The organism is Thalassospira sp. MCCC 1A02491 (assembly GCF_001613785.1).
GTDB lineage: Bacteria > Pseudomonadota > Alphaproteobacteria > Rhodospirillales > Thalassospiraceae > Thalassospira > Thalassospira povalilytica.
Map to the genome: position 1 here is coordinate 240,879 of NZ_LPVX01000031.1, position 26,083 is coordinate 266,961.

The following is a 26,083-nucleotide window of genomic DNA, read 5'->3' on the forward strand; positions in this document are numbered from 1 at the left end:
TTTCAAATGAAAAGCCGAAACTGTGCGAGCCGCCAGATCTGCGTTTAGTGCTTGATTAAGAACGGCTTTACGCCTTTTGTTGCGGAAATTTTACATTCCGGTACGCTTTGAAATCAGACGGCAGCAAATTGTTATCGGAGTTCGCGTAACGAACCGGTGGCTCCCGCGTCACCGAAAACTGGATGCCCAGGGGACAAACATGACTGAGAAGCAGATCGAGATCGAACTGAAACTTCGGATCGATCCGAAACACGTTGCGCGCCTTAAGAACGCGCCGGTCCTGCGCGAGGTCAAGGAAGGTCGGCGTCTGATGACGACGCATCTTGTCTCTATTTACCATGACACGCCCAAGCTTGCCCTTGCCAACAAGGGGCTTGCGATCCGCGTGCGCAAAAAAGGCACCAAAGGCTGGGAGCAAACGGTCAAGACGTCCAACGGCCTGCGTGAAGCACTGCCATCGCGTCATGAATGGACGGTGGAACTCGAAGACGGTGTGCTTGATCTTGATCTGTTTACCGACAAGGACGTCAAAAAACTTCTGAACAAGTTTGCCCGAAAAAAGAAGATCGACCGTATTTTCGAAAGCGACCTGAAACGAAGTGCCGTTGATTTGACCTATCGCGATGCCGTCATGGAACTGGCGATCGATCAGGGTGTGGTGCGATCAGGTGAAAAGGAAGTTCCGATTTCCGAGGTCGAGTTTGAACTTAAAAAAGGCCATCCGGCTGCACTTTTTGATCTCGCACTTGAACTGCAGCGCACGGTGCCTTTGTTGTTAAGCATGCGCTCGAAGGCATCGCGCGGGCGTGACCTTTATCTTGATCGGGCCCCCGGCGCGTACCGCGCAGCCCCGGTTGAACTGACCGATGACATGTCGGCTGAAACGGCATTTCGCACCATGCTGGGGCAGGGGCTTCGGATGATTCTCAGCAACGAGGTCTGTGTTCGCCAGGATCTTGATGTTGAAGGCTGCCATCAGATGCGTATCGGGATGCGTCGATTGCGGGTCGCGCTGAACCTTTTCAAAAGAAACCTTCCGGCTGGCGAGGCCGTCTTGCTGCGCCGTTTGCTTAAATCATGCAGCAAGGGGTTGGATGGTTTGCGCGATTGGGATGTTTTCCTGGGTGAGACCCTGCCCCTGATCGAAGAACGTTTCCCCGACCACCAAGGCGTTGCCGAATTGCGCATCGCAGCCCAAAAACAGCGTGCCAAGGCATTGGACGCGGCCCGGGTGATGCTGGATGCGCCGGAATATGGTCAGCTTCTTTTGATCCTGGGGGCCTGGGCAAGTTATTCGCGCTGGGCATCAGGGGCCAGTGCCGAACAGATGAAGGCAATGGCATCCCCGGTCACTGACCTGGCAACACCGCTTCTTGATCGGGCCTATAAGCGGGTCACCAAGCGGGGCGAAAATGTCGCCGAACTCACTACGCCGCAACTCCATGCCTTGCGCCTTGATGTCAAACAGATGCGCTATGGGACTGAGTTTTTCGGGTCGGTCTATCCGGCCAAAAAGGTCAAAAAGTTCCGCTCCAGACTAACATCGATGCAGCAAATTCTGGGACAGCTTCAGGACGCCGCCGTTGCAGAGGCAAGGCTTTCGGCCCTGACGCCCGAACTGTCAGCTGACGGGCATGTTGCGGTCGGACTGGTGTCGGGCTGGTTTGGCGCACGCGTCGAACATGAACTTCCTGGCCTTGAAGAAGCCTGCAAGAACTTCACAGAACAAAAGCTGTTCTGGAAGTAGGTAACCCGGTTGCTGCGGGGCGGGGTAAGCCGGGTGCCTAAGATGCCGCCTGCTTCATGTCCTGATAGGCGCTAAGGGCGCGTTCACGGCCTTCTTTGACGCCGATAACCGGTTCGGGGTAGTCGGTGCCCAAACGGACGCCAGCGGCCTTGAGGATCAAGGGTGATGCTTCCCACGGTTTGTGGATGTATTGTTCGGGCATGTCACGCAGTTCTGGCACCCATTGACGGACATAGTCACCGGCCGGATCAAACTTTTCACCCTGAAGTACCGGGTTGAAAATGCGGAAATACGGGGCCGCATCCGCCCCGCATCCACCAATCCATTGCCAGGAAAAGGCATTATTGGCCGGGCAGGCATCAACAAGCGTATCGTCAAACCATGCCAGCCCCGCGCGCCAATGAATCAGCAGATGCTTGACCAAAACCGAACCGACAATCATCCGGACCCGGTTATGCATATAGCCGGTGTGCCAAAGTTCGCGCATGCCGGCATCGACAATGGGAAAACCGGTCTGGCCTTTTTGCCAGCGTTCAAGGGCGTCCTGATCTTCTGACCATGGAAAATGCGCAAACTGCCCCTGCAATGGCACAGATCGCAGGTCTTTGGCATGAAACAGAATGTGATGGGCAAATTCGCGCCATCCCAGTTCGGACATGAATTTTGACGCGGTTTTCCCCTGTCCCGGATGGGCATCGGCATAATGGCTTGCACTATGCCATACTTGGTAGGGGCTGATTTCGCCAAAACGCAAGTGCGGGGAAAGCTCGGACGTTACCCGGCGATCGGGCCGGTCGCGCAGATCGGCGTAATCAACCAGACGATCATCAATAAAATCAAACAGCTGGTCTTTTGCCCCTTGTTCACCCGGGGTGAACCGTTCGGCAAGGCCACCGGCCCAGTCAAACGGTTTGGGGCCAAGATCAAGGGCCGAAAGGCTTACTTCGTCACCAAGTTCAGCATCGCACAGCGCAATCGTGTCCGGGGCGGCAATTGGCGCACGGGGCGGTGGAAATTTCTGGCAGGCTCGCCAGAACGGGCTATAGACCTTGAAATCCGTGCCGTTACCGGTTTTGACTTCCCACGGTTCGAACAGAAGATTGGCCTTGAAGCTTTCACATGTCAGGCCGCGATCAGACAATGCGGATTTGATGTCGGTATCGCGTTCTGTTGATGGTTTGTCATACAGACGGTTCCAAAACACCGCCTTGACGTTGCAGGACCCGATAATGGTTTCAAGAACCCCATGCGCATCGCCGTGAAACAGGCGCAAGGATGGGGTTTTGGTCGATGACTTTGCGGCCAGGCCATCAATGCCTTGCGCAAGGGCAGACAGACTTTTTTCAAGCCACCAGCGCGTTGCCCCGCCAAGCTGACCGTCAATGACCGGATCGAGAATAAAGACCGGCAACACCAAACCGTCATGCTCGGACGCCCATTTTATAGCGGCACGCAAGGCAGGATTGTCCGCCAGACGCAGATCGTTGCGAAACCACATGATGGCGATCGGGCGTTGGGTCATTAATATTCCTGAAGTTTGTGGTCCTGCGGGGATTTCAAAGCCGGAGGGGAGAGAGTGTCGTGACTGTGACAGCGTATTGAGGGGATGTCACGCCACTCTCTCTGGCTCGGGGTACATCAAGCATTACGTTTCAGAATTTCGATCAGTTCACCGAAGCTGTCAGAAAGTTGGTTTTTATCCCAGCCGGCAAATCCAAGAACCAGCCCCTTGGGCAAGGTTTCTGCATTTTCGGGTGATTTGTCATGGTAATAGGATGAAAGAGCCCGGCAATCCAAACCGGCTTCGACCATTTTTTCCTGAATGAATATATCGTCATGGCCACCTGTCAGTCGGGCGCACAGGTGCAATCCGCCGTCCGATGGCATTGCCTCGAGCAACCCTGACGCGCTGTTTGCAATCAGATCCTTGAGATGGGCGCGTCTTTCCCCGTATCGCATCCGCATTTTGCGGACATGACTGCCAAAATGTCCTTCGGCAAAGAATGTACCAAGTGCCGCCTGTGCCGTTGGTGCCGGAACACCGTCGGCAAAACCGCGCATGCCACGAAAAGCCGGGATCAAAGCCGGTGGCAGAACAAGATAGCCAAGCCGAATACCCGGAAACAGGACCCGTGAAAACGTCCCGACATAAATCACCCGATGATCGGTATCGAGCCCCTGAAGCGATGAAAGTGGCGGCCCGTCATAGCGATAATCACTGTCGTAATCGTCTTCAACAATCCAGGCGTCATGGGCCTGTGCCCATTGCAAAAGTGCCAGTCGCCGCGACAGCGACAATGTGGTGCCCAGCGGATAATTGCGCGACGGGGTGGTCACAATCACCCGGGACGGGGACGGTGTTTGTGATAACCGTGCAACACATAATCCTTCATCGTCGACCGCCACCGGATGCACAATGGCGCCACTTGATGCCAGAACCCCGCGAATGCCCTCGTAACCGGGGTCCTCGGTTGCGATGATATCGCCCGGATCAACAAGGGCACGGGCAATCAGATCGAGTGCCTGCTGGGCACCGGAAACCACCATGACCTGATCGGCGTGGCAATTGACCCCGCGCGACTGGCGCAGCCATTTGGCAATCTCTGCCCGCAATTGCGGCAATCCCATCGGGTCATCGGGAATGGTCAGGTCGATATTCGGCGCACGCCAGGCGCGGCGCAAAAGGCGCGCCCACATGTCAAACGGGAAACCGTCCAGATCCGGCGTTGCCGGGTTGAACGGGCGGGCAACGCGAAAACGCGGAAACCGTCGCTGATATGCCAGCATCCTTGATGCGCTTTGACTAAGATGCAAGGGACGCGCGTCCGATGCCCGCGACGGGGCCGTTCCGGTTTGTGACACGGTCTGCATGTCACGATCGGGGAGTGAGCGGGCAACAAAGCTTCCAGCGCCGATGCGGGTTTCAAGATATCCTTCCGATGTCAGCAAATCGAAACTGGTCACCACCGTATTGCGCGATATCCCCAGTGACTTTGCCAGATCACGACTTGCCGGAAGCCGTTCACCGGGATGCAGCCGCCCGTCGAGAATGGCCGACCGGATGCCGTGATAAAGCCTGCGATAGGCCGTGGTTGCGCCGGGCTCGTTGTCCCCGTCGATCTGGCTTGGGTAAATCCAGCTGTAATCACTGCGTGGCATCGGCGGTCCTGCGGGTTAAATTGGATCTATCATTTTTACTATAATGGACCTTTTTAAAAGTCCAATTCTAACGATGATGGCACCATTGATTGCCACCCGAATAAAACAACGAGACCGCCATGGCTGATACGACCTTGTCCGAACAATATGAAGTCCATCCCCACACCAAAGTTGTCCGCGGACCCAAACGCGCGTCTTATGACCGTGAACTTGTGCATGGCATCATTGATGATGCGCTGATTTGTCATGTCGGCACGGTGGTCAATGGTCGTCCGGCCATGATCCCGACCGCGCATTGGCGTGTGGGTGAACGGATTTACATCCATGGTGCGTCAAAAAACCGCATTCTGGCGGCGATTGCCGATGGCGCAGAAGCCTGCCTGTGCATCACCCATCTTGATGGTCTGGTGATGGCGCGTTCTGCCTTTCATCATTCCGCCAATTACCGGTCAGTCATCATTTATGGCAAGGGCGCGGTTGTAACCGATGACGCCGACAAGATGGAACATTCCCGCCTGTTTGTCGAAAAGCTTGAACCGGGGCGCTGGGATAAAATCCGCCAGCCAAACAAACAGGAACTCAAAGCCACGATGTTCCTTGGATTTGATCTTGAACAGGTTTCGGCAAAGGTTCGCGCCGGCGATCCGGTCGATGATGACGAAGATTATGACTGGCCGGTATGGGCCGGTATCCTGCCCAGTACGACCCACTGGGGCACCCCGATTGACGATACCCGCATCAAACCCGGGTTCGAGGGGCAGGGATATCTTCGGACATCTTCGTGATTAAATGAAAAAGGGCTGGCAATCATTTGCCAGCCCTTCGTCTGTTCGGTAGCGATCTGTTTGATCAGCCTGCCATGGCAACCGCGATCTTTGCGCCCAGGCGCGCATTGTTGCGCACAAGGGCAATGTTGGCTTCAAGGCTTTTGCCTTCGGTCAGCTGCGTGACACGTGCCAACAGGAACGGGGTGACATCACGTCCGTGAATGCCTTTTTTCTGGGCTTCGGCCAGTGCATCATCAATCGCGCCTTCGATGGCTTCGCGTGCCAGTGCCTTGTCGGCTTCTGGCGGATTGCCAATCACAGCACCGCCTTCAAGACCGAATTCCCATTTCGATTTCAGGAATGCAGCCAAATCTTCCGGGCTATCAAGACGAAGCGGTGCCTTGTGACCGCTTTCGACCGAATAGAATGCCGGGAATTCATCAGTGCCATAGGCAATAACCGGAACGCCAAGCGTTTCAAGATGCTCAAGCGTTTTGGGGATATCAAGGATCGCCTTGGCCCCAGCACAGACAACCGCAACACTGGTTTTGCCAAGTTCGGTCAGATCGGCCGATACATCGAAATTGCCAGCCAGATCACGATGAACACCACCGATGCCGCCAGTCGCAAAGACACGAATACCGGCCTTTTCTGCCAGGATCATGGTTGCTGAAACCGTGGTCGCACCATCGCGTTTCTTGGCAATGCAATATGGAATATCGCGACGCGACAGCTTCAGAATATCGGTGCCCTTGGCAAAATATTCGAGTTCTTCGGGCGACAGGCCGATCTTGCAGCGACCGCCAATCACGGCGATGGTGGCAGGGATCGCACCGTTGTCACGCACATCCTGTTCCACAGCCTGCGCTGTTTCAAGGTTCTGCGGATAAGGCATCCCGTGCGAGATAATGGTGGATTCAAGGGCCACAACCGGCTTGCCGCTTGCCAGGGCTGCTGCGACCTCGGGGGCGATATCGATATAGTCAGACATTCAATCTGCTCGTCTTGAAGTTAAAGTTTTAAAGGCCAGAATTAAACAGATGGGCCTGATAAATCCAGCCCAAACCACGTCATCTGATCATGCATTGGGAATGGCTGCCTTGCGCGGGCAGGTATATCGTTGCCCCTGTTGCAACGGACTTGTGCCAGCGATCCGATTGTAAGCAACTGATTTGATGGATATCCTGAAACAATACCACGTTTTGAAAGCCCATCTGAAATGCATGCCAAGCCCACCCTGACTCGCGGACTTCTGACCTTTATGGCAGTCGGAAGTGGCCTGTCTGTCGCCAGCCTTTATTACGTGCAGCCGCTTCTTGAATTGCTGGCCCGCGAATACGGGTTAAGTGAAACCAGCGCCGGACTTCTGGTGACGGTCGCGCAGCTTGGCTATCTGACCGGCTTGATTGCGGTTGTCCCGCTGGGGGATCATCACGAACGGCGTAAACTTTTGACGGTGACGTCGGCTCTTACGGCACTCGGATTGCTCGCCATGGGGTTGGCACCATCGTTTCTGATGCTGGTGGCATTCAGCATTTCGGTCGGCATTACCTGTGTGACGGCACAAATTCTGGTGCCGCTCGCCGCCCACCTTGCGGCCGATGACAAGCGTGGATCGGCGGTGGGGGCAGTGATGAGCGGGCTTTTGCTGGGGATATTGCTGGCGCGCACTTTTTCCGGCGTGATGGCGGAGCTCGCCGGATGGCGATCGGTCTTTATTGTCGCGTCTGTCCTGATGGCGTTCTATGCAGTTGCGTGCTATCGCATCATTCCTAATATCCCGCCGACTTCGCATACCAGCTATCGCGCACTTTATCTGTCAATCCTGCATCTGTTCAGGGATGAGGCGGTTCTGCGGCGGCGCAGCCTGATTGGCGGGTTACAATATGCGGTCTTTGCGATTTTCTGGACGTCGATGGCCTTCATGCTGGTACGCCAGTATGACATGTCCGAAGCCGTCATCGGGCTTTATGGCCTGATCGGGGCGATCGGTATTCTTGCTGCGCGCATTGCTGGTCGTCTGGCTGACAAGGGCTGGGCACGGCTTAGCACCGGCGGGTTCCTTTTGACCACCATATCAAGCTGGGTGTTGCTCTATTGGGGGCAATGGTCGCTGGTGGCCTTTGCCATCGGGGTGGTGTTGCTCGATCTTGGTATTCAGGGCACGCATATCTCGAACCAGAGCGAGGTTTATCGTCTGAGTGCCGAAGCCCGCAGCCGCCTGACGACAGGCTATATGGCCAGCTACTTCTTTGGCGGTGCCTGTGGTTCGGCAAGCTCGGCTGTTGCTTATGGCATGGGGGGATGGCCCGCTGTGGTGGCCCTTGGGTCAACTGTCTCGATCCTGTGTGCGGTGATCTGGGCTGTGACCGAATTGCGCCTGCCGTTGCGAGAGATGAAACACGGTGCCTGAACCCGGACAGGAAACATTGCGGCACACAAAGCAAAACGGCCGCCCCATCGGGACGGCCGTTTGCGTAAGAATGATCTAAGCGATGCTTAGTTCTTTTCTTTGTCGACGAGCTGGTTTGCAGCAATCCACGGCATCATCGCACGCAGTTTGGTACCAACTTCTTCGATTTCATGTTCGGCGTTCAGACGGCGGGTTGCCTTGAACATCGGCTGGCCGCAATGCATTTCCTGAACGAAGTCACGAACGAATTTGCCTTCCTGAATGTCAGCAAGAACTTCTTTCATGCGTTCTTTGACCGATGCGTCGATCACGCGCGGGCCGGTGACATAGTCGCCGTATTCTGCGGTGTTCGAGATCGAGTAACGCATGTTGGCCATGCCGCCTTCATACATCAGGTCAACGATCAGCTTAACTTCGTGCAGGCACTCGAAATATGCCATTTCCGGTGCATAACCAGCTTCGGTCAGGGTTTCGAAACCGTATTTGATCAGCTGGGTCAGGCCGCCACAGAGAACTGCCTGCTCACCGAACAGGTCGGTTTCGCATTCTTCACGGAAGGTGGTTTCGATAACGCCGGAACGACCGCCACCGATTGCCGATGCATAGGACAGTGCAACTTCAAGCGCGTTGCCCGAAGCGTTCTGTTCGATAGCAACCAGGCACGGAACACCGCCGCCACGCTTGTATTCGGAACGAACGGTGTGACCCGGGCCTTTCGGCGCGATCATCATGACGTCAAGGTCAGCGCGCGGCTCGATCAGGCCGAAATGAACGTTCAGACCGTGTGCGAACAGAAGTGCGGCACCCTGTTTCAGGTTGTCACGCAGTTCGTTTGCATAGATCGCTGCCTGGTGTTCGTCCGGGGTCAGGATCATGACGACGTCTGCCCATGCGGCTGCTTCGGCCGGGGTCATGGTTTTCAGACCGGCAGCTTCGGCTTTCTTGCGCGAGCTCGAGCCTTCACGAAGGCCAACAACAACTTCTTTAACGCCGGAGTCATGCAGGTTCAGTGCATGGGCATGGCCCTGCGAACCGTAACCGATGATGGCAACTTTTTTGGTCTTGATCAGATTAACATCTGCATCGCGGTCGTAATAAACACGCATCTTTCGATACCTCTGGACGTTGGACCACGCTTATGTCTGTGCGTGGTGGATGGTAATAATGATTTCGGGAACATATCCCGATGCCTTGCCCGATGCGGATCACCAGGCAGGGCAAACTCACATCGTTAGTGTGCCGCGCGAAATCGCAGCCACACCGGTACGCGAAATTTCCGAAAGCCCCAGTGGCGCCATCAATTTGATGAAGGCATCAATCTTTTCGGGGCTGCCGATGATTTCATAAACGAAGGAATTATTGGTCGCATCGACTGCGCGGGCCTTGAAGATGTCGGCAATACGCAGGGATTCAACACGCTGTTCACCCGTGGCGATCACTTTGACCAGTGCCAGTTCACGTTCGACACTCGGCCCGGCAAGTGTCAGGTCACTGACCTTGTGAACCGGGACAAGACGCGAAAGTTGTGCCTTGATCTGTTCGATTACCATGGGCGTGCCCGAGGTAACCACAGTGATGCGCGACTGGTGGGCATCGGCGTCGACTTCGGCAACGGTCAGGCTTTCAATGTTATAGCCACGGCCGGAAAACAGGCCGATCACACGGGCCAGAACGCCAGATTCGTTGTCCACCAGAACGGATATGGTGTGTTTCGAGATTTCGGTTTCTTTCACGGTTTCGCTCCGTAGGTACTCGGCCAGGAGGCACATTGAGGCATCTTTGTGCCGCCCGCGCCGGCCTTTTAATTATGGTTTGATGAGTTCGTCTCGCACATTGGTTTGTGAGGATCAGACCAGAACCATCCCTTCGTCGGAATCAATGGCTTCGTTGCCGTCGGTTTCCTGCCCAAGCAGCATTTCATTGTGCGGCTTGCCCGACGGAATCATCGGATAGCAGTTTTCCTTGTCATCCACGGCAACATCCAGAATCACCGGACCATCAATCTCGAGCATCTTCTTGATGGCGTCATCAAGATCGGCCGGATTGTTACAGGTCAGACCGGTAAAGCCGAATGCCTCGGACAGTTTGACGAAGTCGGGCAGGGTCTCGCTATAGCTTTCGGAATAGCGCGACCCGTGCAGAAGCTGCTGCCACTGACGAACCATGCCCATGTAACGGTTATTCAGGATCACGGTTTTGATCGGCAGACGATACTGCGTCATCGTCGCGCATTCCTGAATGTTCATCATGATGGACGCGTCACCGGTAAAGCACACGACCGTCGCATCGGGATGGGCAACCTGAACGCCAAGGGCGGCCGGCATGCCATAGCCCATGGTGCCAAGACCACCGGACGTCATCCATTCATAGGGGTGTTCGAACCCGAAATGCTGGGCTGCCCACATCTGGTGCTGGCCAACATCGGTGGTGATATAGGTCTTGCGATCACGGGTAAGCGCATGAACACGACGGATAACGTGCTGCGGCTTGATAACATCTTTGGGCTGCTTGTAGGACAGGCAGTGTTTGCCACGCCATCCTTCGATTTCATCCCACCAGCTATCAAGGGCGGTCGCATCGATCTTGTACTGTTTGGCTTTCCAGATCTTGATCATGTCTTCAAGAACATGACCGACATCACCAACAATCCCGATATCGACCGGAACGTTTTTGTTGATCGAGCTCTGATCGATATCGATCTGGATTTTCTGCGAATTCGGCGCAAAGAAATCAAGGTTGCCGGTCACGCGGTCATCGAAACGCGCGCCAATGGCGACCATAACGTCGCAATCATGCATCGACATGTTCGATTCATAAGTGCCATGCATCCCGACCATGCCAAGATACTGCTTGTCCGATGCCGGATAGGCGCCAAGCCCCATCAGGGTCAGCGTGATCGGCGCACCGGTCATGCGGGTGAATTCGGTCAGAAGCTTGCAAGCCTGGGTGCCGGAATTGATCACACCGCCGCCGCAATACAGGATCGGCTTTTTCGCCGATGCCAGCATCTCAAGCGCTTCTTCGATCTGGCTGCGTTCGCCTTTGACGACCGGGTTATAGGTGCGATGCTGAACCTGGGCCGGCTCCATATAGGGGGCCTTGCCAACAAGGATGTCCTTGGGAAGGTCGATCACAACCGGACCCGGGCGGCCGCTTGATGCAACGTGGAAGGCTTCGTGCATGGTGCGCGCCAGACGATCCGGATTTTTCACCAGATAGTTATGCTTGGTGCACGGGCGGGTAATGCCGGTGGTGTCGGCTTCCTGGAAGGCATCATTCCCGATCAGATGGGTCGGGACCTGGCCGGTCAGGCAGACAACTGGAATAGAATCCATCAACGCGTCGGTAAGGCCCGTAACAGCATTTGTCGCACCCGGTCCCGAGGTCACCAGCACAACGCCGACCTTGCCGGTCGAACGGGCGTAACCCTCAGCAGCGTGGACAGCAGCCTGTTCATGGCGCACTAGAACGTGACGAATCCGGTTTTGTTTAAATATCTCGTCATATAGCGGTAGGACAGCGCCGCCAGGATAGCCGAACACGACTTCCACACCCTGATCAGCAAGGGCCTGCAACACTACTTCCGAACCGCTTAAAATACGTTCTGCCATGATTTTCGAGCCTCTTTACTTAACGACAACAACGTGTCGCGTGATAACCGCGTGATTGAAACATGATCCAATTATCCTCAAATTGGAGTTGAAAAATCCGCCGAAACGGCGGTTTTCCGCCATTTCGGCGGGGGAAGCGCCAACCTATCGCCTCACTTTGGCGTGGTCAACAGAAATTGGTTAATATCATGACGCATTTTTGCTGCCAAACTTTCCGAATATTGCGCGTCGATGATTTCCTTGTCGCTCATCTGGTGTCGAAACCACGTCAATTGGCGCTTTGCGTAACGTCGGGTTTCGCGTTGTGATTTTTCCCGGGCGGTGGGCAAATCGATCTCGCCGGCAAGGTATGCGCCAAGCTCGCGCACGCCCACGGCCTTCATGACCGGCGCCGTGTCAGGAAGCCCAAGCGCAATCAAATCGCGGACTTCATCGATTGCACCCTGTTCAAGCATAAGGTCGAAACGGCGATTGCAGCGGTCATAAAGAATATCGCGCGGCGGCATGTAACAAAGTTTTTTGAACTTCATATTGGCGGGCGGGGGAACCATCGGTTCCTTGTGCCAGGAAGCCAACCCGCGACCGGTATGGGCAAAAACTTCGGCAGCGCGAATCATCCGTTGCGTATTGGTGCCATCGAGTGTTGCCGCGGTCTCCGGATCGTTCTTTTTAAGCTTTTCAAAGAAGGCGGTATGGCCAATATCCTCGAGTTCGGCGGTCACACAGTCGCGAATCCGGCTCGGAACATCGGGAATGGGGGCGATTCCCTCGGTCAGGGCATTCAGATACATGCCCGTCCCGCCCGTTATGATCGGCAATTTTCCCTGCGCGTGGCAGTCATTGATTTCGGCCATCGCCATGTCGCGCCACTTGCCGGCCGAACAGGCTTCGCGTCCCGACAGCACACCATAAAGCCGGTGTGGCGCACGCGACGTTTCACTTTCATCGGGGCGGGCACTCAGGACACGGAGTTCGGAATAGACCTGCATGCTGTCGGCATTGATCACCACCCCGTCAAACGCTTCGGCCATATCAAGCGCAAGGGCGGATTTGCCGCTGGCAGTCGGGCCAGCAACGATCAGGACCGGGGCAAAAGACAAATTGGCATTCACAGCCGACATAAAAGGCACTTCCAAATTCAAACATGTGTCAAAGGCCGGTCAGTCTATTGACTTCGATGCCAAAGGCATAGCGATTTGGGACAATAACCGGCTGCAAAAAACACGTAAGCATGGCGTCGATCATCAAAGTTCTCTTGCCACAGTCGGGTGCAATTCGGATAAAGGCGACAAATCTGTTTTATGCCTTTTCCGCCAAGGAGCCCGCAGACCATGAAATTGGTACTGACCCTGATTGCCGCCCCCAATTCAAATGCGCTGACCAAAAACGTGATTGATCAGGCCGCAATCGCCTTGACCGGTGCCGGTGCGCTGGTTGGGGATGTTACCTGGCTGGCGGATGGCGAGGCATGCGATCTGATTTTTGATGGCATCCCCCTTGATGTGGCCGATACCAGCCTTGCCGAGGCAGAACTTGGCGTGGACGCCGTCACCCAGAAAATTGCCACCCGGCGCAAGAAACTGCTGATTGCAGATATGGACAGCACCATGGTCACCGGGGAAACCCTTGACGAATTGGCCGAGTTTGCCGGTGTAAAGGAACGTGTTGCCGCGATCACCGCGCGCGCGATGAACGGGGAACTTGATTTCGAAGCCGCCCTTGATGAACGTGTCGGCCTGCTTGAAGGCATGTCGACCGACATGCTGCAAGAAGCATGGAAAACCGTGGAATATACCGGCGGGGCCAAGACCCTTGTTGCAACCATGAAGGCCAACGGGGCGTTTGCGGCACTGGTATCGGGCGGATTTGATTTCTTTACCGGTGCGGTTCGGGCCGAACTTGGTTTTGACTATGATCAGGCCAATGTCCTGATCGAAAGTGATGGCAAACTGACCGGCAAGGTCAAGAAGCCGGTGCTCGATCGCCAGGCCAAGGTCGATGCTCTTGAAACCCTTTCAGCCCAGCAGGGCATTACAGTCGATGATGCAATTGCGGTTGGCGATGGCGCCAATGATCTTCAGATGATCTCGCTTGCCGGGACCGGTGTTGCCTTCCACGCCAAACCGTCGGTGCAGGAACAGGCACGCATTTGCATCAATCATGGTGATCTGACGGCCTTGCTTTATCTGCAAGGCTACAGCAAGTCCGATTTCGTTTCCTGATATCGGACACACCCCAAAGAAAAAGGGCGGCCTGCCAAGCAGGTCGCCCTTTTTTCGTATCATCGTGTTAGGGATGCTTATTCAGCAACCGAAAGTGTGAGACCGAAGTAACGCGGGCCGGCCGATGTTTCGATCAACATCAGGATGGTGCGTTTGTCATCATCGACCGCGGCTTTGACAGCCTTGGTGACGTCTTCGACGGTTGTGACCGAGCTGTGCGATGCCTCGATGATGATATCACCGGGACGAACGCCTTTTTCGGCGGCATAGCTGTCACCCGAAACATCGGTGACAATCACGCCTTCTGTACCTTCGGCAAGGTTGTAACGCTGACGAAGCGCGTCATCGACATTGGCAACCTTGATGCCCAGTTCGGCAATGCTGGCTTCGGCGATTGCCGGGGCTTCATCGCCTTCGGACGGGCTTGCGCTTGCGGCAATCACTTCTTCTTCAAGTTCGCCAAGCTCGACCTGAACGGTCTGTTTCTTGCCATCGCGCCAGATCACAACGTCGACATCCTTGCCGATTTTGGTTTCGGCAACGATACGCGGCAGGCGACGCATGGACTCGACATCCTTGCCATCAAATTTCAGGATGACGTCACCCTGTTTGATGCCGGCTTTCTTGGCCGGGCTGTCGTCAGAAACGCCGGCAACCATTGCGCCGGTTGCGCTATCAAGGCCAACCGAGTCCGCAATATCGTCGGTCACGGTCTGGATGTGAACACCAAGCCAGCCACGACGGGTACGGCCATATTCCTTAAGCTGATCAACAACACCCTGTGCAATGGCCGACGGAATGGCAAAGCCGATGCCAACCGAACCACCGGACGGGGAATAGATTGCGCTGTTAATACCGATCACGTCGCCATCAAGGTTGAACAACGGCCCGCCAGAGTTCCCGCGGTTGATCGATGCATCGGTCTGGATGAAGTCATCATACGGACCCTGGTTGATGTCGCGGTTACGGGCGGAGATGATGCCGGCCGTTACCGTGCCGCCAAGACCGAACGGGTTCCCGATCGCCATTGCCCAGTCACCGATACGCGACGCGTCCGAGTCCCCCCATTTTACAAATGGCAGGTCATCCTTCGGTTCGACTTTCAAAAGGGCGACGTCGGTTTTCGGATCGCGACCGATCAGTTCGGCATCAAGGGTTTCACCATCATGAAGACGGACGCTGATTTCATCGGCACCATCAATAACGTGATTGTTGGTCACAATGTAACCGTCAGCCGAGATGATAAAGCCCGAACCAAGTGCCGTTGCGCGGCGCTTTTGCGGGGCCTGACCACCTTGGCCGCCCTGGCCATTGCGATCCATGAAGTCACGGAAAAGGTCTTCGAACGGCGAACCGGGAGGGAACTGGAAATCCGGTCCCTGGCGTTCAGCGACCATCTGGCTGGTAGATATATTCACGACACTCGGCAGAAGCTTTTCGGCCAAGTCTGCGAAACTCTCAGGAGCGGGGCGGGCATTCGCGATATGCGAAACACTGGTCACGCCAAGGAGAACAATCACCAGTGCAGCGCTAACCTTCGACCGCACCGGGTTGTAAAATGCTTTTAGCATGTGTCTGATCCTGTTCGTTGCCGCGTTCACGGTATTTGTAATTCTGTTTTGCAGCGCGCGATGGGGCGTTTATTTTACCCGTCGCTTAAGTAACCAAATTAACCCCGACTTTGGCAGAATTTGGGCGGCTCTTGGAAAAATCAAGGAATTCTCGGCACAAAGTCGTGACGTTCCTGTCATATCTGGCGGTTTTCGGGGCCTAGAGCCAAACACGTACCGCCCAGATTGCGCCAATGGCAACGACCGCTGCAATCAGTCCACCGATGCGCAATTGTGACTCAGGGATTTCCTGAACCAGTTCCAGCACCCTTTTCGCGCCGCCGGGAAACAGCGAATAAAACATGCCCTCCAGCGCGATGGCCAGAAGTATGGCAGTAGCAAGTTCCTTCATGGGCGTGGACGTTCCGGCGGTTTTTAAAGCCTGCCTTACGCAATGCGCCAGCAGGACTTGATTATGAAAACAAAAAGGGCGACCTGATGCCAGTATCAGGTCGCCCTAGTGTTTTGTCTAGCGGCTTGTGCTTGGAGCCGACTGATTAAAGTATTGGAAAAACTCGCTGTCTGGTGAAAGCACCATGGTCGAGCCATTCGAAAGCGCCGTTTTGTAGGCTTCCAGCGAACGGTAGAATTCGAAGAATTTCGCATCCTGGCCGTAAGCTTTACCCAAAATAACGTTCCGCTGTGCATCACCTTCACCCCGCAGGACTTCTGCCTGGCGGTTGGCTTCGGCGATGATGCCAATACGTTCACGATCGGCTTCTGCCTGGATTTTCGCCTTGAGCTCTTCACCCTCTGCGCGAAGCTGTGCGGCTTCGGCGATACGCGAAGAACGCATACGGTTATATACCGCCTGCGAGGTTTCCTGCGGAAGGTCGGTACGACCGATACGAACATCAATCAGTTCGACACCGAATTCCTTGGCCGGATCAACCAGGGTCGCCTGGATCTTTTCCATGATCTGTGCACGGTTGTCCGACAGCATTGCAACAAGCGGGGCCTGCGCAAGTTCACCACGGATGACCGAGTTCAGACGCTGACCAAACAGCTGCACAAAGTTGGCAGAGTTGGTAGCACGCTGACGGAAGGTCAGGGGATCGATAATTCTCCAGCGGGCAAAGCTGTCAACATTGACACGCTTCTGGTCCGACAGAAGAACCTGCTGTACCGGCGGATCGAGTTCAAGAATACGACGCTCGTAATATTCGACGTTCTGGATCGGCAGTTTGAAATGCAGGCCCGGCTCGGAAACCGCATGAACCGGATTACCGAACTGAAGAACAAGTGCCTGCTGGTCCTGACGAACCGTAAAGACACACATCGAACCAACCACAGCGGCAATTACAAGGACGACGCCAGCGGCAATAAGTTTAGGACTTGCCATTAGTTGTTGCCTCCTGCATTCGCACGTTTCTGAACTTCCGGCAGCGGCAGATACGGGACAACGCCGTTTCCATCGCCTTTCTGATCAAGAATGATCTTTTCGGATTTGTTCAGGATGTCCTGCATGGTTTCAAGATACAGGCGACGTGTGGTCACGTCCTGCGCGGTCAGATAGGAATTATAGACCGAGGTAAAGCGTTCCGCTTCACCTTCTGCTTCCTTGGTCACGCGGTCCTTGTAGGCACGCGCCTGAAGAACCTGACGTTCAGCTTCACCCTTTGCACGCGGGATGATGTCATTGCGATAGGCCAGTGCCTCGTTCTGGGAACGGTCACGGTCCTGACGGGCACGCTGCACGTCGTTGAACGCATCGATAACATCACGCGGCGGATCCACTTTCTGCATCTTCACTTCTGCAATGAAGATACCGGAATCATAACCGTCCATGATTTTCTGAAGCAGGGTACGGGTCTGTTCCTCAACCCGGACACGGCCAACAGTCAGGGCCTCTTCCAGATTGGTTTTCCCGATCACTTCACGCATCGCACTTTCGGATGCCAGCTTGATGGTGTTTTCCGGATCGCGAACATTGAACAGATATGCGCCCGCGTCGCTGATGCGCCACTGAACAACATAATCAATGTCGATGATGTTCTGATCACCGGTCAGCATCAGGCTTTCTTCCGGAACGTCACGCGAACCGTTCGATGCCACCGTGCCTGCACCGCGATAGCCAACCTCGATCTGGTTGGTGCGTTCGACATTCGGCTTGATGACTTCGCCGATCGGGGCGGGCAGGAAGTAGTTCAGACCAGGGCCCGTGGTGCCGACCCATTTGCCAAACAGAAGTGTCACACCCTGTTCGCCCGGCTGCACACGATAGAAGCCGGTCAAAAGCCACAACCCGATGACTGCGATACCGATCAGGACAAAGCCCTTGTAACCGCCACCACCGGGGAACAGCCGTTTCAGGCGTTCCTGGCCTTTACGAATCATTTCATCAAAATCAGGGGGCGTATTTCCGCCGCCGCCGCCACCCTGGGGACGCTGTCCCCACGGATTCTGGCCGCCGCCGTTATTTCCGCCGCCACCCCAGGGGCCGCCGCCCCCTTGTGAATTCCAAGGCATCGAGTGTTTTCCTCTTCTTGCCGTTCGGTGTTTATCTTTGTTTACCGAGCTTGGGGACGTTACCCCCAACGCATGCTCCGTCCAACAAGATCCAGTGTGCCATTCTGGCGTGGATCCAGACCACGTGACAGCCGTGATTTGGCCCGATTGACATTTCGCACGATCATGGCCGGTAAAACCGGTCAAAGTTCGGGCGATCAGTCCGTTACCACCAGTCCGGCAACATGTTGATCATATGCCATTTGGTGGTGCAACCGATTGCAGACCATAGCAAACTCACGAAATCTTGTTGGACGGAGCATGCCCTTAGGCCTTATATGACAGCTTGCCTTGCAAAACAATGTTACGCGCCTGCAAGTTCTGTGTGATCACGGACTTAAGCCAAAATTTGGAGACCGCAATATGACTTCGCTCAACCGTGAACAGATTGTCGCCGCACTCGACAGCGTCATCGACCCGGTCGACGGCAAATCAATCACAGCCAAGGATATGGTGCAAGGCATTGATATCAATAATGAAGTCGTCAATGTAATGATCGCGGTCGATCCAAAGCGTGGTCCGGCACTCGAAGATTTGCGTCAGGCCGCCGAAAAGGCCGTGGCTGCTGTGAACGGGGTCACAACTGCCCGTGTCGCCTTGACGGCGGAACGACCGGCGGCTGCAAGTCAGTCCGCGCCACAACAACCAGCGGCTGCGCGCCCGGCCCAACCCGGACAGCGCCCGCAAGGGGCCGGTCAGAAGCCGCTTGAACTGCCAACCGTGCGCAGCATCGTCACCGTCGCATCGGGCAAGGGCGGGGTTGGCAAATCGACCACGTCGGTCAATCTGGCGCTGTCGCTGGTGGCCAAGGGGCTCAAGGTCGGACTGCTTGATGCCGATATTTATGGACCCAGCCTGCCGCGCATGATGGGGCTTCGTGCTGCCAAGCCGACCCCGTCATCCGAACATCAGGGCAAAATGATCCCGCCATCGGCCTTTGGCATCCGGATCATGTCGATCGGATTCATGGTTGATGAAGAACAACCGGTAATCTGGCGTGGACCGATGGCAATGGGTGCGCTTGAACAGCTTCTGCGCGATACCGACTGGGGCGATATTGATGTGCTGGTGGTCGACATGCCCCCGGGCACCGGTGACATTCAGCTTTCCATGGCACAGCGTGTGCCGGTGACCGGTGCTGTCATCGTTTCAACCCCGCAGGACATTGCCCTTCTGGACGCCAAAAAGGGCTTGAACATGTTCCGCAAGGTCAATGTGCCGGTCTTCGGCCTGATCGAAAACATGTCCTATTACAAATGCCCGGAATGCGGCCATGTCGATCATGTCTTCGATCATGGCGGCGCACGCAAGGCTGCCAATGAACTGGGTGTCCCGTTCCTGGGTGAAATCCCGCTGGATCTTAAAATCCGTCTGGGTGCGGATGAAGGCAAACCGATTGTCCAGACCGAGGCCGATGGCGAACATGCCAAGGCCTATGGCGCAATCGCCCAAAAGATTGCAACCGCGATCGAAGAACGCGTCGGCCCGGCTGAGGCACCCAAGAAAAAGGGCCTGTTCCCCAAGATCAGCTTCAAGTAACCAGCTGTTTAAACGCCTGAAAATACAAAACCCCGCCAGATTGCTCTGACGGGGGTTTGTTTTGAAATCGGGTTTGCTTACTGAACGGCTTCGGCCATGAAGGACGGCATCCAGCCTTCGTTCAGTTCGCGCAGTTCGGCCAGCGTTACTTTGTCGCCACCATCGATGGTGACAGAATCGCCGCCTGCCTGACCAATGATCACTGCTGCAACGTTCGAGCTGCTTGCCGCATTCAGGACTTTGTCCGGGTCGCGGGTTGCGATCACGTAACGGCCCTGGTCTTCACCAAACAGCCATGCGACTTCGCTGCCAACTTCCGGAAGATGCAGTTCAGCACCGATATTGCCGGCAAGGCACATCTCGGCAACCGTGACCAGCAAACCGCCATCGGCGATATCGTGGCAGGTCCGCACCAGGCCAAGTTCGATCAGTTCACGGACCAGCGTACCGGCACGCTTTTCAGCGTTCAGATCAACCGGCGGCGGTGCACCTTCTTCGCGACCTTCGATGGTCTTGAGATACAGCGACTGGCCAAGTTCACCGGTGGCCGCACCGATCATGATCAATGCACTGTCATCGCGCTTGATGCCAATCGTTGCATGGTGACCCAGATCGGAAATCACACCAACGCCACCAATTGCCGGGGTCGGCATGATGCCAACGCCGTTGGTTTCGTTGTAAAGCGACACGTTACCCGAAACGACCGGGAATTCCAGTGCGATACAGGCTTCGCCAATACCCTGGCATGCGCCAACGAACTGACCCATGATGCGCGGGCGTTCCGGGTTGCCGAAGTTCATATTGTCCGTGATGGCAAGCGGCTTGGCACCGGTCGCAACCAGGTTGCGATATGCTTCGGCAACGGCCTGTTTGCCGCCTTCGACCGGATCGGCCATGACATAGCGCGGGGTGCAATCGGTGGTGGCTGCAATGCCCTTGTTGGTGCCGTCAACGCGCACCACACCGGCATCGCCACCCGGGCGAACAATGGTGTTGCCCATGACCAGATGGTCATACTGTTCCCAGATCCAGCGACGCGATGCCAGATCGGGCGATGCGATCAGGGTCTTGAGCGCGTCGATATGGCTGACTTTTGCTGAAATGCTGTCGGGATCAATGCGATCCTGTTTCGGGGTCGGTTCCCACGGACGATCATATTCCGGCGATGCTTCGGCCAGCGGATCAATCGGAAGATCACCGGCAACGTCACCATGCCATTTCAGAACCATGCGTTTGGTATCGGTCAGAACACCGATGACGGCAAAGTCGAGTTCCCATTTGTCAAAGATCGCCTTGGCAGCTTCTTCGCAACCGGGTTTCAGAACCATCAACATGCGTTCCTGCGACTCTGACAGCATCAGCTCATAGGGCGTCATGCCTTCTTCGCGCATCGGAACCTTATCAAGCCACAGTTCGACACCAACGCCACCCTTGGACGCCATTTCGAACGAGGACGAGGTCAGACCGGCCGCACCCATATCCTGAATGGCGACGATCATGTCGGTTGCCATCAGTTCAAGGCAGGCTTCAAGCAGAAGCTTCTCGGTGAACGGATCGCCGACCTGAACGGTAGGACGCTTTTCTTCGCTGTCATCATCGAATTCGGCCGATGCCATGGTCGCACCATGGATGCCGTCACGACCGGTTTTCGAACCGACATAGACAACCGGGTTGCCGATACCGGCCGCCGCCGAATAGAAAATATTGTCCGCATCGGCCAGACCCACGGTCATGGCATTGACCAGGATGTTGCCGTTATAGGATGCGTGGAAGTTGGTTTCCCCACCGATGGTCGGAACGCCCATGCAGTTGCCATAACCGCCGATCCCTTCGACAACGCCGCTCAGAAGATGGCGGGTTTTCGGATGGTCGGCCTCGCCAAAGCGAAGGGCATTAAGGTTTGCAATCGGACGTGCGCCCATGGTGAAGACGTCACGCATGATGCCGCCAACGCCGGTTGCTGCACCCTGATAGGGTTCGATAAAGGACGGGTGGTTGTGGCTTTCCATCTTGAAGACAGCAGCCTGACCATCACCGATGTCAATCACACCGGCATTTTCACCCGGACCCTGAATGACCCAGTCAGCCTTGGTCGGAAGGGTTTTTAGCCATTTTTTCGACGACTTGTAGGAGCAATGCTCCGACCACATGACCGAGAAAATGCCAAGTTCGTTGATGTTGGGTTCGCGACCCATGATTTCGAGAACGAGTTTGTATTCTTCCTCGTTCAGGCCGTGTTCCTTGACCAGTTCCGGCGTGATCGGGGTGTTGAAATCAAGTGCACTCACGATGCTGCCTCCACCAAGCTTTTGAACAGATTGCGGCCATCAGTGCCACCATGGAGCGGATCAATCGCATTTTCCGGATGCGGCATCATGCCAAGAACGTTGCCGGCCTCGTTGATGATACCGGCAATGTTGCGCTGGGAACCATTAAGGTTGGTCTTGGGATCGACAACACCATCCGCATCGCAATAGCGCAGGATCACGCGACCTTCGCCTTCAAGGCGGTCAAGCGTTTCGCTATCGGCAAAGAAATTGCCGTCATGATGGGCAACCGGATAGTCGACAACCTCGCCAGCCTTGTACTGGTTGGTAAAGCGGGTATCGGCGTTTTCGATTTTCAGATGCGTGTTCTTGCAGATGAATTTCAGGCTGGCATTGCGCATCAGCGCACCGGGCAGCAGGCCTGCTTCTGTCAGGATCTGGAAACCGTTACAAACACCAAGAATGGTCACACCGGCTTTGGCGCGATCAGCAACAGCGCGCATGATCGGGGATTTGGCAGCCATGGCGCCGCAACGCAGATAGTCGCCATAGGAAAAACCACCCGGAACCATGATGATGTCGGTCTTTGGCAGTTCGGTTTCGCCATGCCAGACTACGATCGGTTTGGTGCCGGTGGCCTGCTCAAGTGCTGCAATGGCGTCATTCTCCCGGTTGATACCGGGGAAGAGGATGACAGCGGATTTCATGAAATACCGTCTCTCGATTAATGTCCGTTACGTGATCGCGAAAGACAAAGGCCCCGCATCGGCAAAGCCCCGTCCAGGCGGTTAGGCCAGCTCGATGCTGTAGTCTTCGATCACGGTATTGGCGAGAAGCTTCTCGCACATTTCCTTGACCTCGGCTTCGGCCTTGGCGGCATCGGTGCCATCCAGTTCGAGTTCGATGAATTTGCCCTGGCGGACGTCATTGACGCCATCAAAACCCAGACCCTGAAGGGCGTGGTGAACGGCTTTGCCCTGCGGGTCAAGAACACCGTTCTTCAGGGTGACATGAACACGTGCTTTCACGAGAAGCTCCTTTAAGTTCGCAGGCGCGGGGCTCGCGCGACTTTGTTTGCAAACAGAACGCTGTCCGGCATTCGCCGCCGGTCAGCCATAAGAAAAGGCCGCGCGAGCGCGGCCTTGGGGTGTTATTTGGTCGCGTCTTTGTTCAGCGACTCTATTTCGGCGGACTCAGGGAGCACACCAAGACGGCGCGCGACTTCCTGATAGGCCTCTTCGACGCCGCCGAGATCGCGACGGAAGCGGTCCTTGTCCATCTTTTCGTTGGTGATGGCGTCCCACAGGCGGCAGTTGTCGGGGCTGAATTCATCAGCCAGCACCAGCTGCGCAAAATCGCCTTCCCAAACACGACCGAATTCAAGTTTGAAATCGACCAGTTTCAGACCGATGCCGCGCATCAAACCACAAAGGTAATCATTCACACGCAGGGTCATGCCAACGATTTCCTCAAGCTCTTCGGGGCTTGCCCAGCCCAGAGCAAGGATATGCTCGTCAGAAACCAGCGGATCACCAAGCGCGTCGTCCTTGTAATAGAACTCGACGATCGGGCGGGGCAGACGTTCGCCTTCTTCAAGGCCAAGACGCTTTGCCATGGAACCGGCAACGATGTTGCGGACCACCACTTCGATCGGAACAATTTCGCATTTCTTGCAAAGCTGTTCGCGCATGTTCAGACGGCGAATGAAATGGGTCGGAATGCCGATTTCCGCCAGACGGGTCATGACGAATTCGGTGATCATGTTGTTCAGGACGCCCTTGCCGGCAATCGTGCCGCGCTTCTGAGCGTTAAACGCAGTGGCGTCATCCTTGAAATACTGAATGATCGTACCGGGCTCAGTACCTTCGTAAAGAACCTTGGCTTTACCCTCGTAGATGGGCTGCTTTCTGGACATTGGCGGGATCTTTCACATCTAGGCCCGCACGGCAACTGCGCAGGCACCCTGAAATTCGCGCCCCCCGTATAGCAGTGCTGGGCGAGAAACTCAATTGTCGCTTAAGCTCTATTTACGCAAACTTGATAATCAAAATTTGCAACCGTCCGGGCATCCATCCCGGGACGGTCTGTTTTGCACTGCAAACATCTGGCAAAGTTCGGTTTTATGCCTGATAGGGGCCTAAAGGTTTACCGGATGGAACGGTGTGGTGTCAGGCTGCCCGTCGGCAAATAACCAGACCGGACGACGTGGCAGTTCATGTTCGCTTGTGGGAATCGCCGGCAAACCGATCAGGGACGAACAAACCGTCTCAAATCCCATATTGCTGCGCACCAGCATGGCATCGGACCGGATGTCATGATGATCGGGATCGGGGGCCTCGATACCGGTATCGGCCAGTAAGGCCTGCCAGGCAAACCAGTCATCGGCTTCCGGGTTCGGTGCCGGGGCCGCACGAAACCGTGGCAGATTGCGGCGTGTGCGCGCACTGTTTGCCGTATCGTTCAGGTCATGGGCCGTCAAAATCGACAATCCTTCGGGAATGTCGGTAATTTCGATTTTTCCTGTCCCGCGATTGGCCAGCCAATAGGCATCCCGGTTATCGGCAATAACCATGTTGAACGGGCGATAGGCATCGCCATCAAGGGCCGCCAGCGCCTGTGCCGCATCAATGGCATCGGCATGATCAAGGGCCTCAAGCGGCAATTCCCCGCGGGATCGTTTGTCCTCGGCCGGGCCAAGGGTGCCAAACCGGTTCAGAACGGCCGCGACAACGCCATCTTCATTGACACCAAGCCAGGTGCCACCGGCCGTTTCATCCAGCCCGGCCACAACATCGGGACGATCATCCCAGTGACGTGCCGGGGATTTCCACGGGCGATTGTTCATTTCGTCGCGATTGGCGCCGATGATCACCGGCCAGTCATGGTCGGGGCGGCGTAAAATAATGACTGTGCACATGAGCCAGATCAAAGCGCGATGAAAGATGATTTGTCAAATTCAAAAGTGTCGAACAAAGGGGTGAAAAATACCCCGCTTATTCTCAAATATTAATTCAGAGGACGGGCGCAACACACCCAGTGTGAAAGCCGGTGCAACATCCAAGGAGGGCTCGATATGAACAGCTTTAATGATCGTGAACGTGGTTTCGAAGCAAAGTACAGTTTTGATCTGGAACAGGATTTTCGTGTCGAGACACATCTTTATAAAATGCTGATCGCCTGGGCCGGCGAACAGATGGGCATGTCCGCCCAGGAAAGTCAGGATTATGCCGTCAAGGTCGTGGGCGAAGTGGTTGCCAACCCGCGTGACAATGGCGTTGTTGCAATGCTTCTGGCGGACTTCGGGCGCAAAAATGTCGATATCACGGCCTCTGAACTCAATGCCAAACTCGAAGAACTACGTCCGGTTGCGCGCGCAGAAGTCCTGACCTGACGGTCAGGATGCGGGCCTTTGCCAAAAACTTCTAGTTTGCAAACCACTAGGCGGTCTCGTATCCTGCGTCTTGTAATAAAAGACGAGTGGGTGCAACCTTTTGGTGTGATATCATGCACCAGGGGCGTAAGGGTGCTAATCAGGTAGAAGAAGGGCAAAGGCTTTGCGTATCCTTTTGGCGGACGATCACGATCTGGTTCGTGAGGCGATATCACTTCTGTTTCAGCAGTATTTCGACGATTGCGAAGTCGCTGAGGCCGGTGCTTTGGAACCGGCGCTGGATTTGATTGACGAAAACAATTCATTCGATCTTGTGTTGCTTGACCTGCGTATGCCCGGCATGAACGGTCTGGAAGGGTTGAAACGTGCACTTGAAAAAGTCGCGCCATCGACCTTTGTGGTTCTGCTGTCGGGTGCCTATCGCAGTGAAGATGTGCGCAACGCCATCGAGGCCGGGGCACATGGTTTCATTCCCAAAACCCTGCGCGGGCAGGCCCTGGCAAATGCGGTTCAGCTTGTTCTGGCCGGGGAAAAATACCTGCCATCGTCGATTCTGAATGATCTGAGCGACGGCACGATCGGTGGTGGCGACGGGGATGGTCGTCTGGCCGGCGGTTTCGGAAGTGATGGCGACTTTGGCCGTTTGACACCGCGTGAACGCGAAGTCCTGGCACTGCTGTCCGAAGGGCGCCCGAACAAGGATATTGCCCGTCATCTCGACCTGCGCGAGATCACGGTCAAATACCATCTCAAAAACATCTATCGCAAACTCAATGTGTCCAACCGGGCACAGGCGGTGAAAATGGCGCTCGAAGATATGGCGCGCACTGGAAGTTTGTAGTATCTTCG

Annotated in this window: 23 protein-coding genes; 7 read left to right on the plus strand and 16 right to left on the minus strand. The window is 55.5% G+C overall.

Annotated elements, in window-relative coordinates; translation table 11 throughout:
• Nucleotides 1-199: 199 nt before the first annotated feature.
• Entirely contained in the window at nt 200-1,747 is a 1,548-nt protein-coding gene (locus tag AUQ42_RS13550) for a CYTH and CHAD domain-containing protein (RefSeq protein WP_068519604.1), read from the plus strand.
• 37 nt (nt 1,748-1,784) lie between these two features.
• On the opposite strand, the gene AUQ42_RS13555 is transcribed toward AUQ42_RS13550, so the two are convergent.
• Both AUQ42_RS13555 and AUQ42_RS13560 read right to left on the minus strand, forming a co-directional pair.
• Nucleotides 1,785-3,269, minus strand: a complete 1,485-nt coding sequence (locus AUQ42_RS13555; RefSeq protein WP_068519605.1) for a deoxyribodipyrimidine photo-lyase — start codon at nt 3,267-3,269, stop codon at nt 1,785-1,787.
• A 116-nt stretch (nt 3,270-3,385) separates the two neighbouring features.
• Complete coding sequence (locus AUQ42_RS13560; protein WP_068519606.1) at nt 3,386-4,906, minus strand: PLP-dependent aminotransferase family protein; 1,521 nt, start codon at nt 4,904-4,906, stop codon at nt 3,386-3,388.
• A gap of 119 nt (nt 4,907-5,025) precedes the next feature.
• Between AUQ42_RS13560 and AUQ42_RS13565 the strand changes: the two genes are divergently transcribed.
• Complete coding sequence (locus AUQ42_RS13565; RefSeq protein WP_082817865.1) at nt 5,026-5,691, plus strand: pyridoxamine 5'-phosphate oxidase family protein; 666 nt, start codon at nt 5,026-5,028, stop codon at nt 5,689-5,691.
• 64 nt (nt 5,692-5,755) lie between these two features.
• Here the strand turns inward: AUQ42_RS13565 and AUQ42_RS13570 are convergent, their stop codons facing one another.
• Nucleotides 5,756-6,664, minus strand: a complete 909-nt coding sequence (locus tag AUQ42_RS13570; protein WP_068519607.1) for a pseudouridine-5'-phosphate glycosidase — start codon at nt 6,662-6,664, stop codon at nt 5,756-5,758.
• 228 nt (nt 6,665-6,892) lie between these two features.
• Between AUQ42_RS13570 and AUQ42_RS13575 the strand changes: the two genes are divergently transcribed.
• Complete coding sequence (locus AUQ42_RS13575) at nt 6,893-8,086, plus strand: MFS transporter (protein ID WP_068519608.1); 1,194 nt, start codon at nt 6,893-6,895, stop codon at nt 8,084-8,086.
• An 86-nt stretch (nt 8,087-8,172) separates the two neighbouring features.
• Here the strand turns inward: AUQ42_RS13575 and ilvC are convergent, their stop codons facing one another.
• From ilvC to miaA, 4 genes are all read right to left on the minus strand, one after another.
• Nucleotides 8,173-9,192: a ketol-acid reductoisomerase gene (ilvC, locus tag AUQ42_RS13580; RefSeq protein ID WP_068519609.1), complete on the minus strand. Its 1,020-nt coding sequence runs from the start codon at nt 9,190-9,192 to the stop codon at nt 8,173-8,175.
• A 117-nt stretch (nt 9,193-9,309) separates the two neighbouring features.
• Nucleotides 9,310-9,819 carry an acetolactate synthase small subunit gene (gene ilvN / locus AUQ42_RS13585; protein ID WP_369813528.1) on the minus strand — a complete coding sequence of 170 codons (510 nt, stop codon included), beginning with the start codon at nt 9,817-9,819 and terminating at the stop codon, nt 9,310-9,312.
• A 114-nt stretch (nt 9,820-9,933) separates the two neighbouring features.
• Complete coding sequence (locus tag AUQ42_RS13590) at nt 9,934-11,697, minus strand: acetolactate synthase 3 large subunit (RefSeq protein ID WP_068519611.1); 1,764 nt, start codon at nt 11,695-11,697, stop codon at nt 9,934-9,936.
• Nucleotides 11,698-11,849: 152 nt separating this feature from the next.
• Nucleotides 11,850-12,818, minus strand: a complete 969-nt coding sequence (gene miaA, locus AUQ42_RS13595; RefSeq protein WP_068519612.1) for a tRNA (adenosine(37)-N6)-dimethylallyltransferase MiaA — start codon at nt 12,816-12,818, stop codon at nt 11,850-11,852.
• A 210-nt stretch (nt 12,819-13,028) separates the two neighbouring features.
• Between miaA and serB the strand changes: the two genes are divergently transcribed.
• A complete protein-coding gene (gene serB, locus AUQ42_RS13600) occupies nt 13,029-13,919 on the plus strand; it encodes a phosphoserine phosphatase SerB (RefSeq protein ID WP_068519613.1) in 891 nt (296 codons plus the stop codon).
• 77 nt (nt 13,920-13,996) lie between these two features.
• Here serB and AUQ42_RS13605 read toward each other — a convergent pair whose 3' ends face one another.
• The 4 genes from AUQ42_RS13605 to hflK all read right to left on the minus strand — a co-directional run bounded on the left by AUQ42_RS13605 (nt 13,997) and on the right by hflK (nt 17,998).
• A complete protein-coding gene (locus tag AUQ42_RS13605; RefSeq protein WP_068519614.1) occupies nt 13,997-15,490 on the minus strand; it encodes a DegQ family serine endoprotease in 1,494 nt (497 codons plus the stop codon).
• Nucleotides 15,491-15,689: 199 nt separating this feature from the next.
• On the minus strand, nt 15,690-15,881 hold the full coding sequence (locus AUQ42_RS13610) for a DUF2065 domain-containing protein (protein ID WP_068519615.1): 192 nt from the start codon (nt 15,879-15,881) through the stop codon (nt 15,690-15,692).
• A gap of 117 nt (nt 15,882-15,998) precedes the next feature.
• Nucleotides 15,999-16,871, minus strand: coding sequence for a protease modulator HflC (gene hflC, locus AUQ42_RS13615; RefSeq protein WP_068519616.1), 873 nt, complete (start codon nt 16,869-16,871; stop codon nt 15,999-16,001).
• Entirely contained in the window at nt 16,871-17,998 is a 1,128-nt protein-coding gene (hflK, locus tag AUQ42_RS13620; protein ID WP_068519617.1) for an FtsH protease activity modulator HflK, read from the minus strand. The genes hflC and hflK overlap by 1 nt, the downstream gene beginning before the upstream one ends.
• A 402-nt stretch (nt 17,999-18,400) precedes the next feature.
• Here hflK and AUQ42_RS13625 point away from each other — a divergent pair, with 402 nt between their 5' ends.
• Nucleotides 18,401-19,576: an Mrp/NBP35 family ATP-binding protein gene (locus tag AUQ42_RS13625; protein WP_068519618.1), complete on the plus strand. Its 1,176-nt coding sequence runs from the start codon at nt 18,401-18,403 to the stop codon at nt 19,574-19,576.
• A 77-nt stretch (nt 19,577-19,653) separates the two neighbouring features.
• Here AUQ42_RS13625 and purL read toward each other — a convergent pair whose 3' ends face one another.
• The 5 genes from purL to AUQ42_RS13650 all read right to left on the minus strand — a co-directional run bounded on the left by purL (nt 19,654) and on the right by AUQ42_RS13650 (nt 24,760).
• Nucleotides 19,654-21,867, minus strand: a complete 2,214-nt coding sequence (gene purL / locus AUQ42_RS13630; RefSeq protein ID WP_369813530.1) for a phosphoribosylformylglycinamidine synthase subunit PurL — start codon at nt 21,865-21,867, stop codon at nt 19,654-19,656.
• Nucleotides 21,861-22,550, minus strand: a complete 690-nt coding sequence (gene purQ / locus AUQ42_RS13635; RefSeq protein ID WP_068519620.1) for a phosphoribosylformylglycinamidine synthase subunit PurQ — start codon at nt 22,548-22,550, stop codon at nt 21,861-21,863. The genes purL and purQ overlap by 7 nt, the downstream gene beginning before the upstream one ends.
• A gap of 81 nt (nt 22,551-22,631) precedes the next feature.
• Nucleotides 22,632-22,871 carry a phosphoribosylformylglycinamidine synthase subunit PurS gene (gene purS, locus AUQ42_RS13640; protein ID WP_008891731.1) on the minus strand — a complete coding sequence of 80 codons (240 nt, stop codon included), beginning with the start codon at nt 22,869-22,871 and terminating at the stop codon, nt 22,632-22,634.
• A gap of 122 nt (nt 22,872-22,993) precedes the next feature.
• A complete protein-coding gene (gene purC, locus AUQ42_RS13645; RefSeq protein WP_068519621.1) occupies nt 22,994-23,758 on the minus strand; it encodes a phosphoribosylaminoimidazolesuccinocarboxamide synthase in 765 nt (254 codons plus the stop codon).
• A 222-nt stretch (nt 23,759-23,980) separates the two neighbouring features.
• Nucleotides 23,981-24,760: an NRDE family protein gene (locus AUQ42_RS13650; RefSeq protein ID WP_068519622.1), complete on the minus strand. Its 780-nt coding sequence runs from the start codon at nt 24,758-24,760 to the stop codon at nt 23,981-23,983.
• Nucleotides 24,761-24,916: 156 nt separating this feature from the next.
• On the opposite strand from AUQ42_RS13650, the gene AUQ42_RS13655 reads away from it, so the two are divergent.
• Both AUQ42_RS13655 and AUQ42_RS13660 read left to right on the plus strand, forming a co-directional pair.
• Complete coding sequence (locus tag AUQ42_RS13655) at nt 24,917-25,234, plus strand: DUF1476 domain-containing protein (RefSeq protein WP_068519623.1); 318 nt, start codon at nt 24,917-24,919, stop codon at nt 25,232-25,234.
• A gap of 163 nt (nt 25,235-25,397) precedes the next feature.
• Nucleotides 25,398-26,075: a response regulator transcription factor gene (locus tag AUQ42_RS13660; protein ID WP_068519624.1), complete on the plus strand. Its 678-nt coding sequence runs from the start codon at nt 25,398-25,400 to the stop codon at nt 26,073-26,075.
• The last annotated feature ends 8 nt before the right edge of the window (nt 26,076-26,083 follow it).

Coding starts and splice junctions, on each gene's coding strand:
- AUQ42_RS13565 (WP_082817865.1), top strand. CDS start 5,026: ATGGCTGATACGACCTTGTCCGAACAATATGAAGTCCATCCCCACACC.
- AUQ42_RS13590 (WP_068519611.1), bottom strand. CDS start 11,697: ATGGCAGAACGTATTTTAAGCGGTTCGGAAGTAGTGTTGCAGGCCCTT.
- miaA (WP_068519612.1), bottom strand. CDS start 12,818: ATGTCGGCTGTGAATGCCAATTTGTCTTTTGCCCCGGTCCTGATCGTT.
- hflC (WP_068519616.1), bottom strand. CDS start 16,871: ATGGCAAGTCCTAAACTTATTGCCGCTGGCGTCGTCCTTGTAATTGCC.
- AUQ42_RS13610 (WP_068519615.1), bottom strand. CDS start 15,881: ATGAAGGAACTTGCTACTGCCATACTTCTGGCCATCGCGCTGGAGGGC.
- AUQ42_RS13550 (WP_068519604.1), top strand. CDS start 200: ATGACTGAGAAGCAGATCGAGATCGAACTGAAACTTCGGATCGATCCG.
- AUQ42_RS13625 (WP_068519618.1), top strand. CDS start 18,401: ATGACTTCGCTCAACCGTGAACAGATTGTCGCCGCACTCGACAGCGTC.
- AUQ42_RS13605 (WP_068519614.1), bottom strand. CDS start 15,490: ATGCTAAAAGCATTTTACAACCCGGTGCGGTCGAAGGTTAGCGCTGCA.
- purQ (WP_068519620.1), bottom strand. CDS start 22,550: ATGAAATCCGCTGTCATCCTCTTCCCCGGTATCAACCGGGAGAATGAC.
- serB (WP_068519613.1), top strand. CDS start 13,029: ATGAAATTGGTACTGACCCTGATTGCCGCCCCCAATTCAAATGCGCTG.
- AUQ42_RS13655 (WP_068519623.1), top strand. CDS start 24,917: ATGAACAGCTTTAATGATCGTGAACGTGGTTTCGAAGCAAAGTACAGT.
- hflK (WP_068519617.1), bottom strand. CDS start 17,998: ATGCCTTGGAATTCACAAGGGGGCGGCGGCCCCTGGGGTGGCGGCGGA.
- AUQ42_RS13555 (WP_068519605.1), bottom strand. CDS start 3,269: ATGACCCAACGCCCGATCGCCATCATGTGGTTTCGCAACGATCTGCGT.
- AUQ42_RS13570 (WP_068519607.1), bottom strand. CDS start 6,664: ATGTCTGACTATATCGATATCGCCCCCGAGGTCGCAGCAGCCCTGGCA.
- AUQ42_RS13575 (WP_068519608.1), top strand. CDS start 6,893: ATGCATGCCAAGCCCACCCTGACTCGCGGACTTCTGACCTTTATGGCA.
- AUQ42_RS13650 (WP_068519622.1), bottom strand. CDS start 24,760: ATGTGCACAGTCATTATTTTACGCCGCCCCGACCATGACTGGCCGGTG.
- purC (WP_068519621.1), bottom strand. CDS start 23,758: ATGTCCAGAAAGCAGCCCATCTACGAGGGTAAAGCCAAGGTTCTTTAC.
- ilvC (WP_068519609.1), bottom strand. CDS start 9,192: ATGCGTGTTTATTACGACCGCGATGCAGATGTTAATCTGATCAAGACC.
- AUQ42_RS13560 (WP_068519606.1), bottom strand. CDS start 4,906: ATGCCACGCAGTGATTACAGCTGGATTTACCCAAGCCAGATCGACGGG.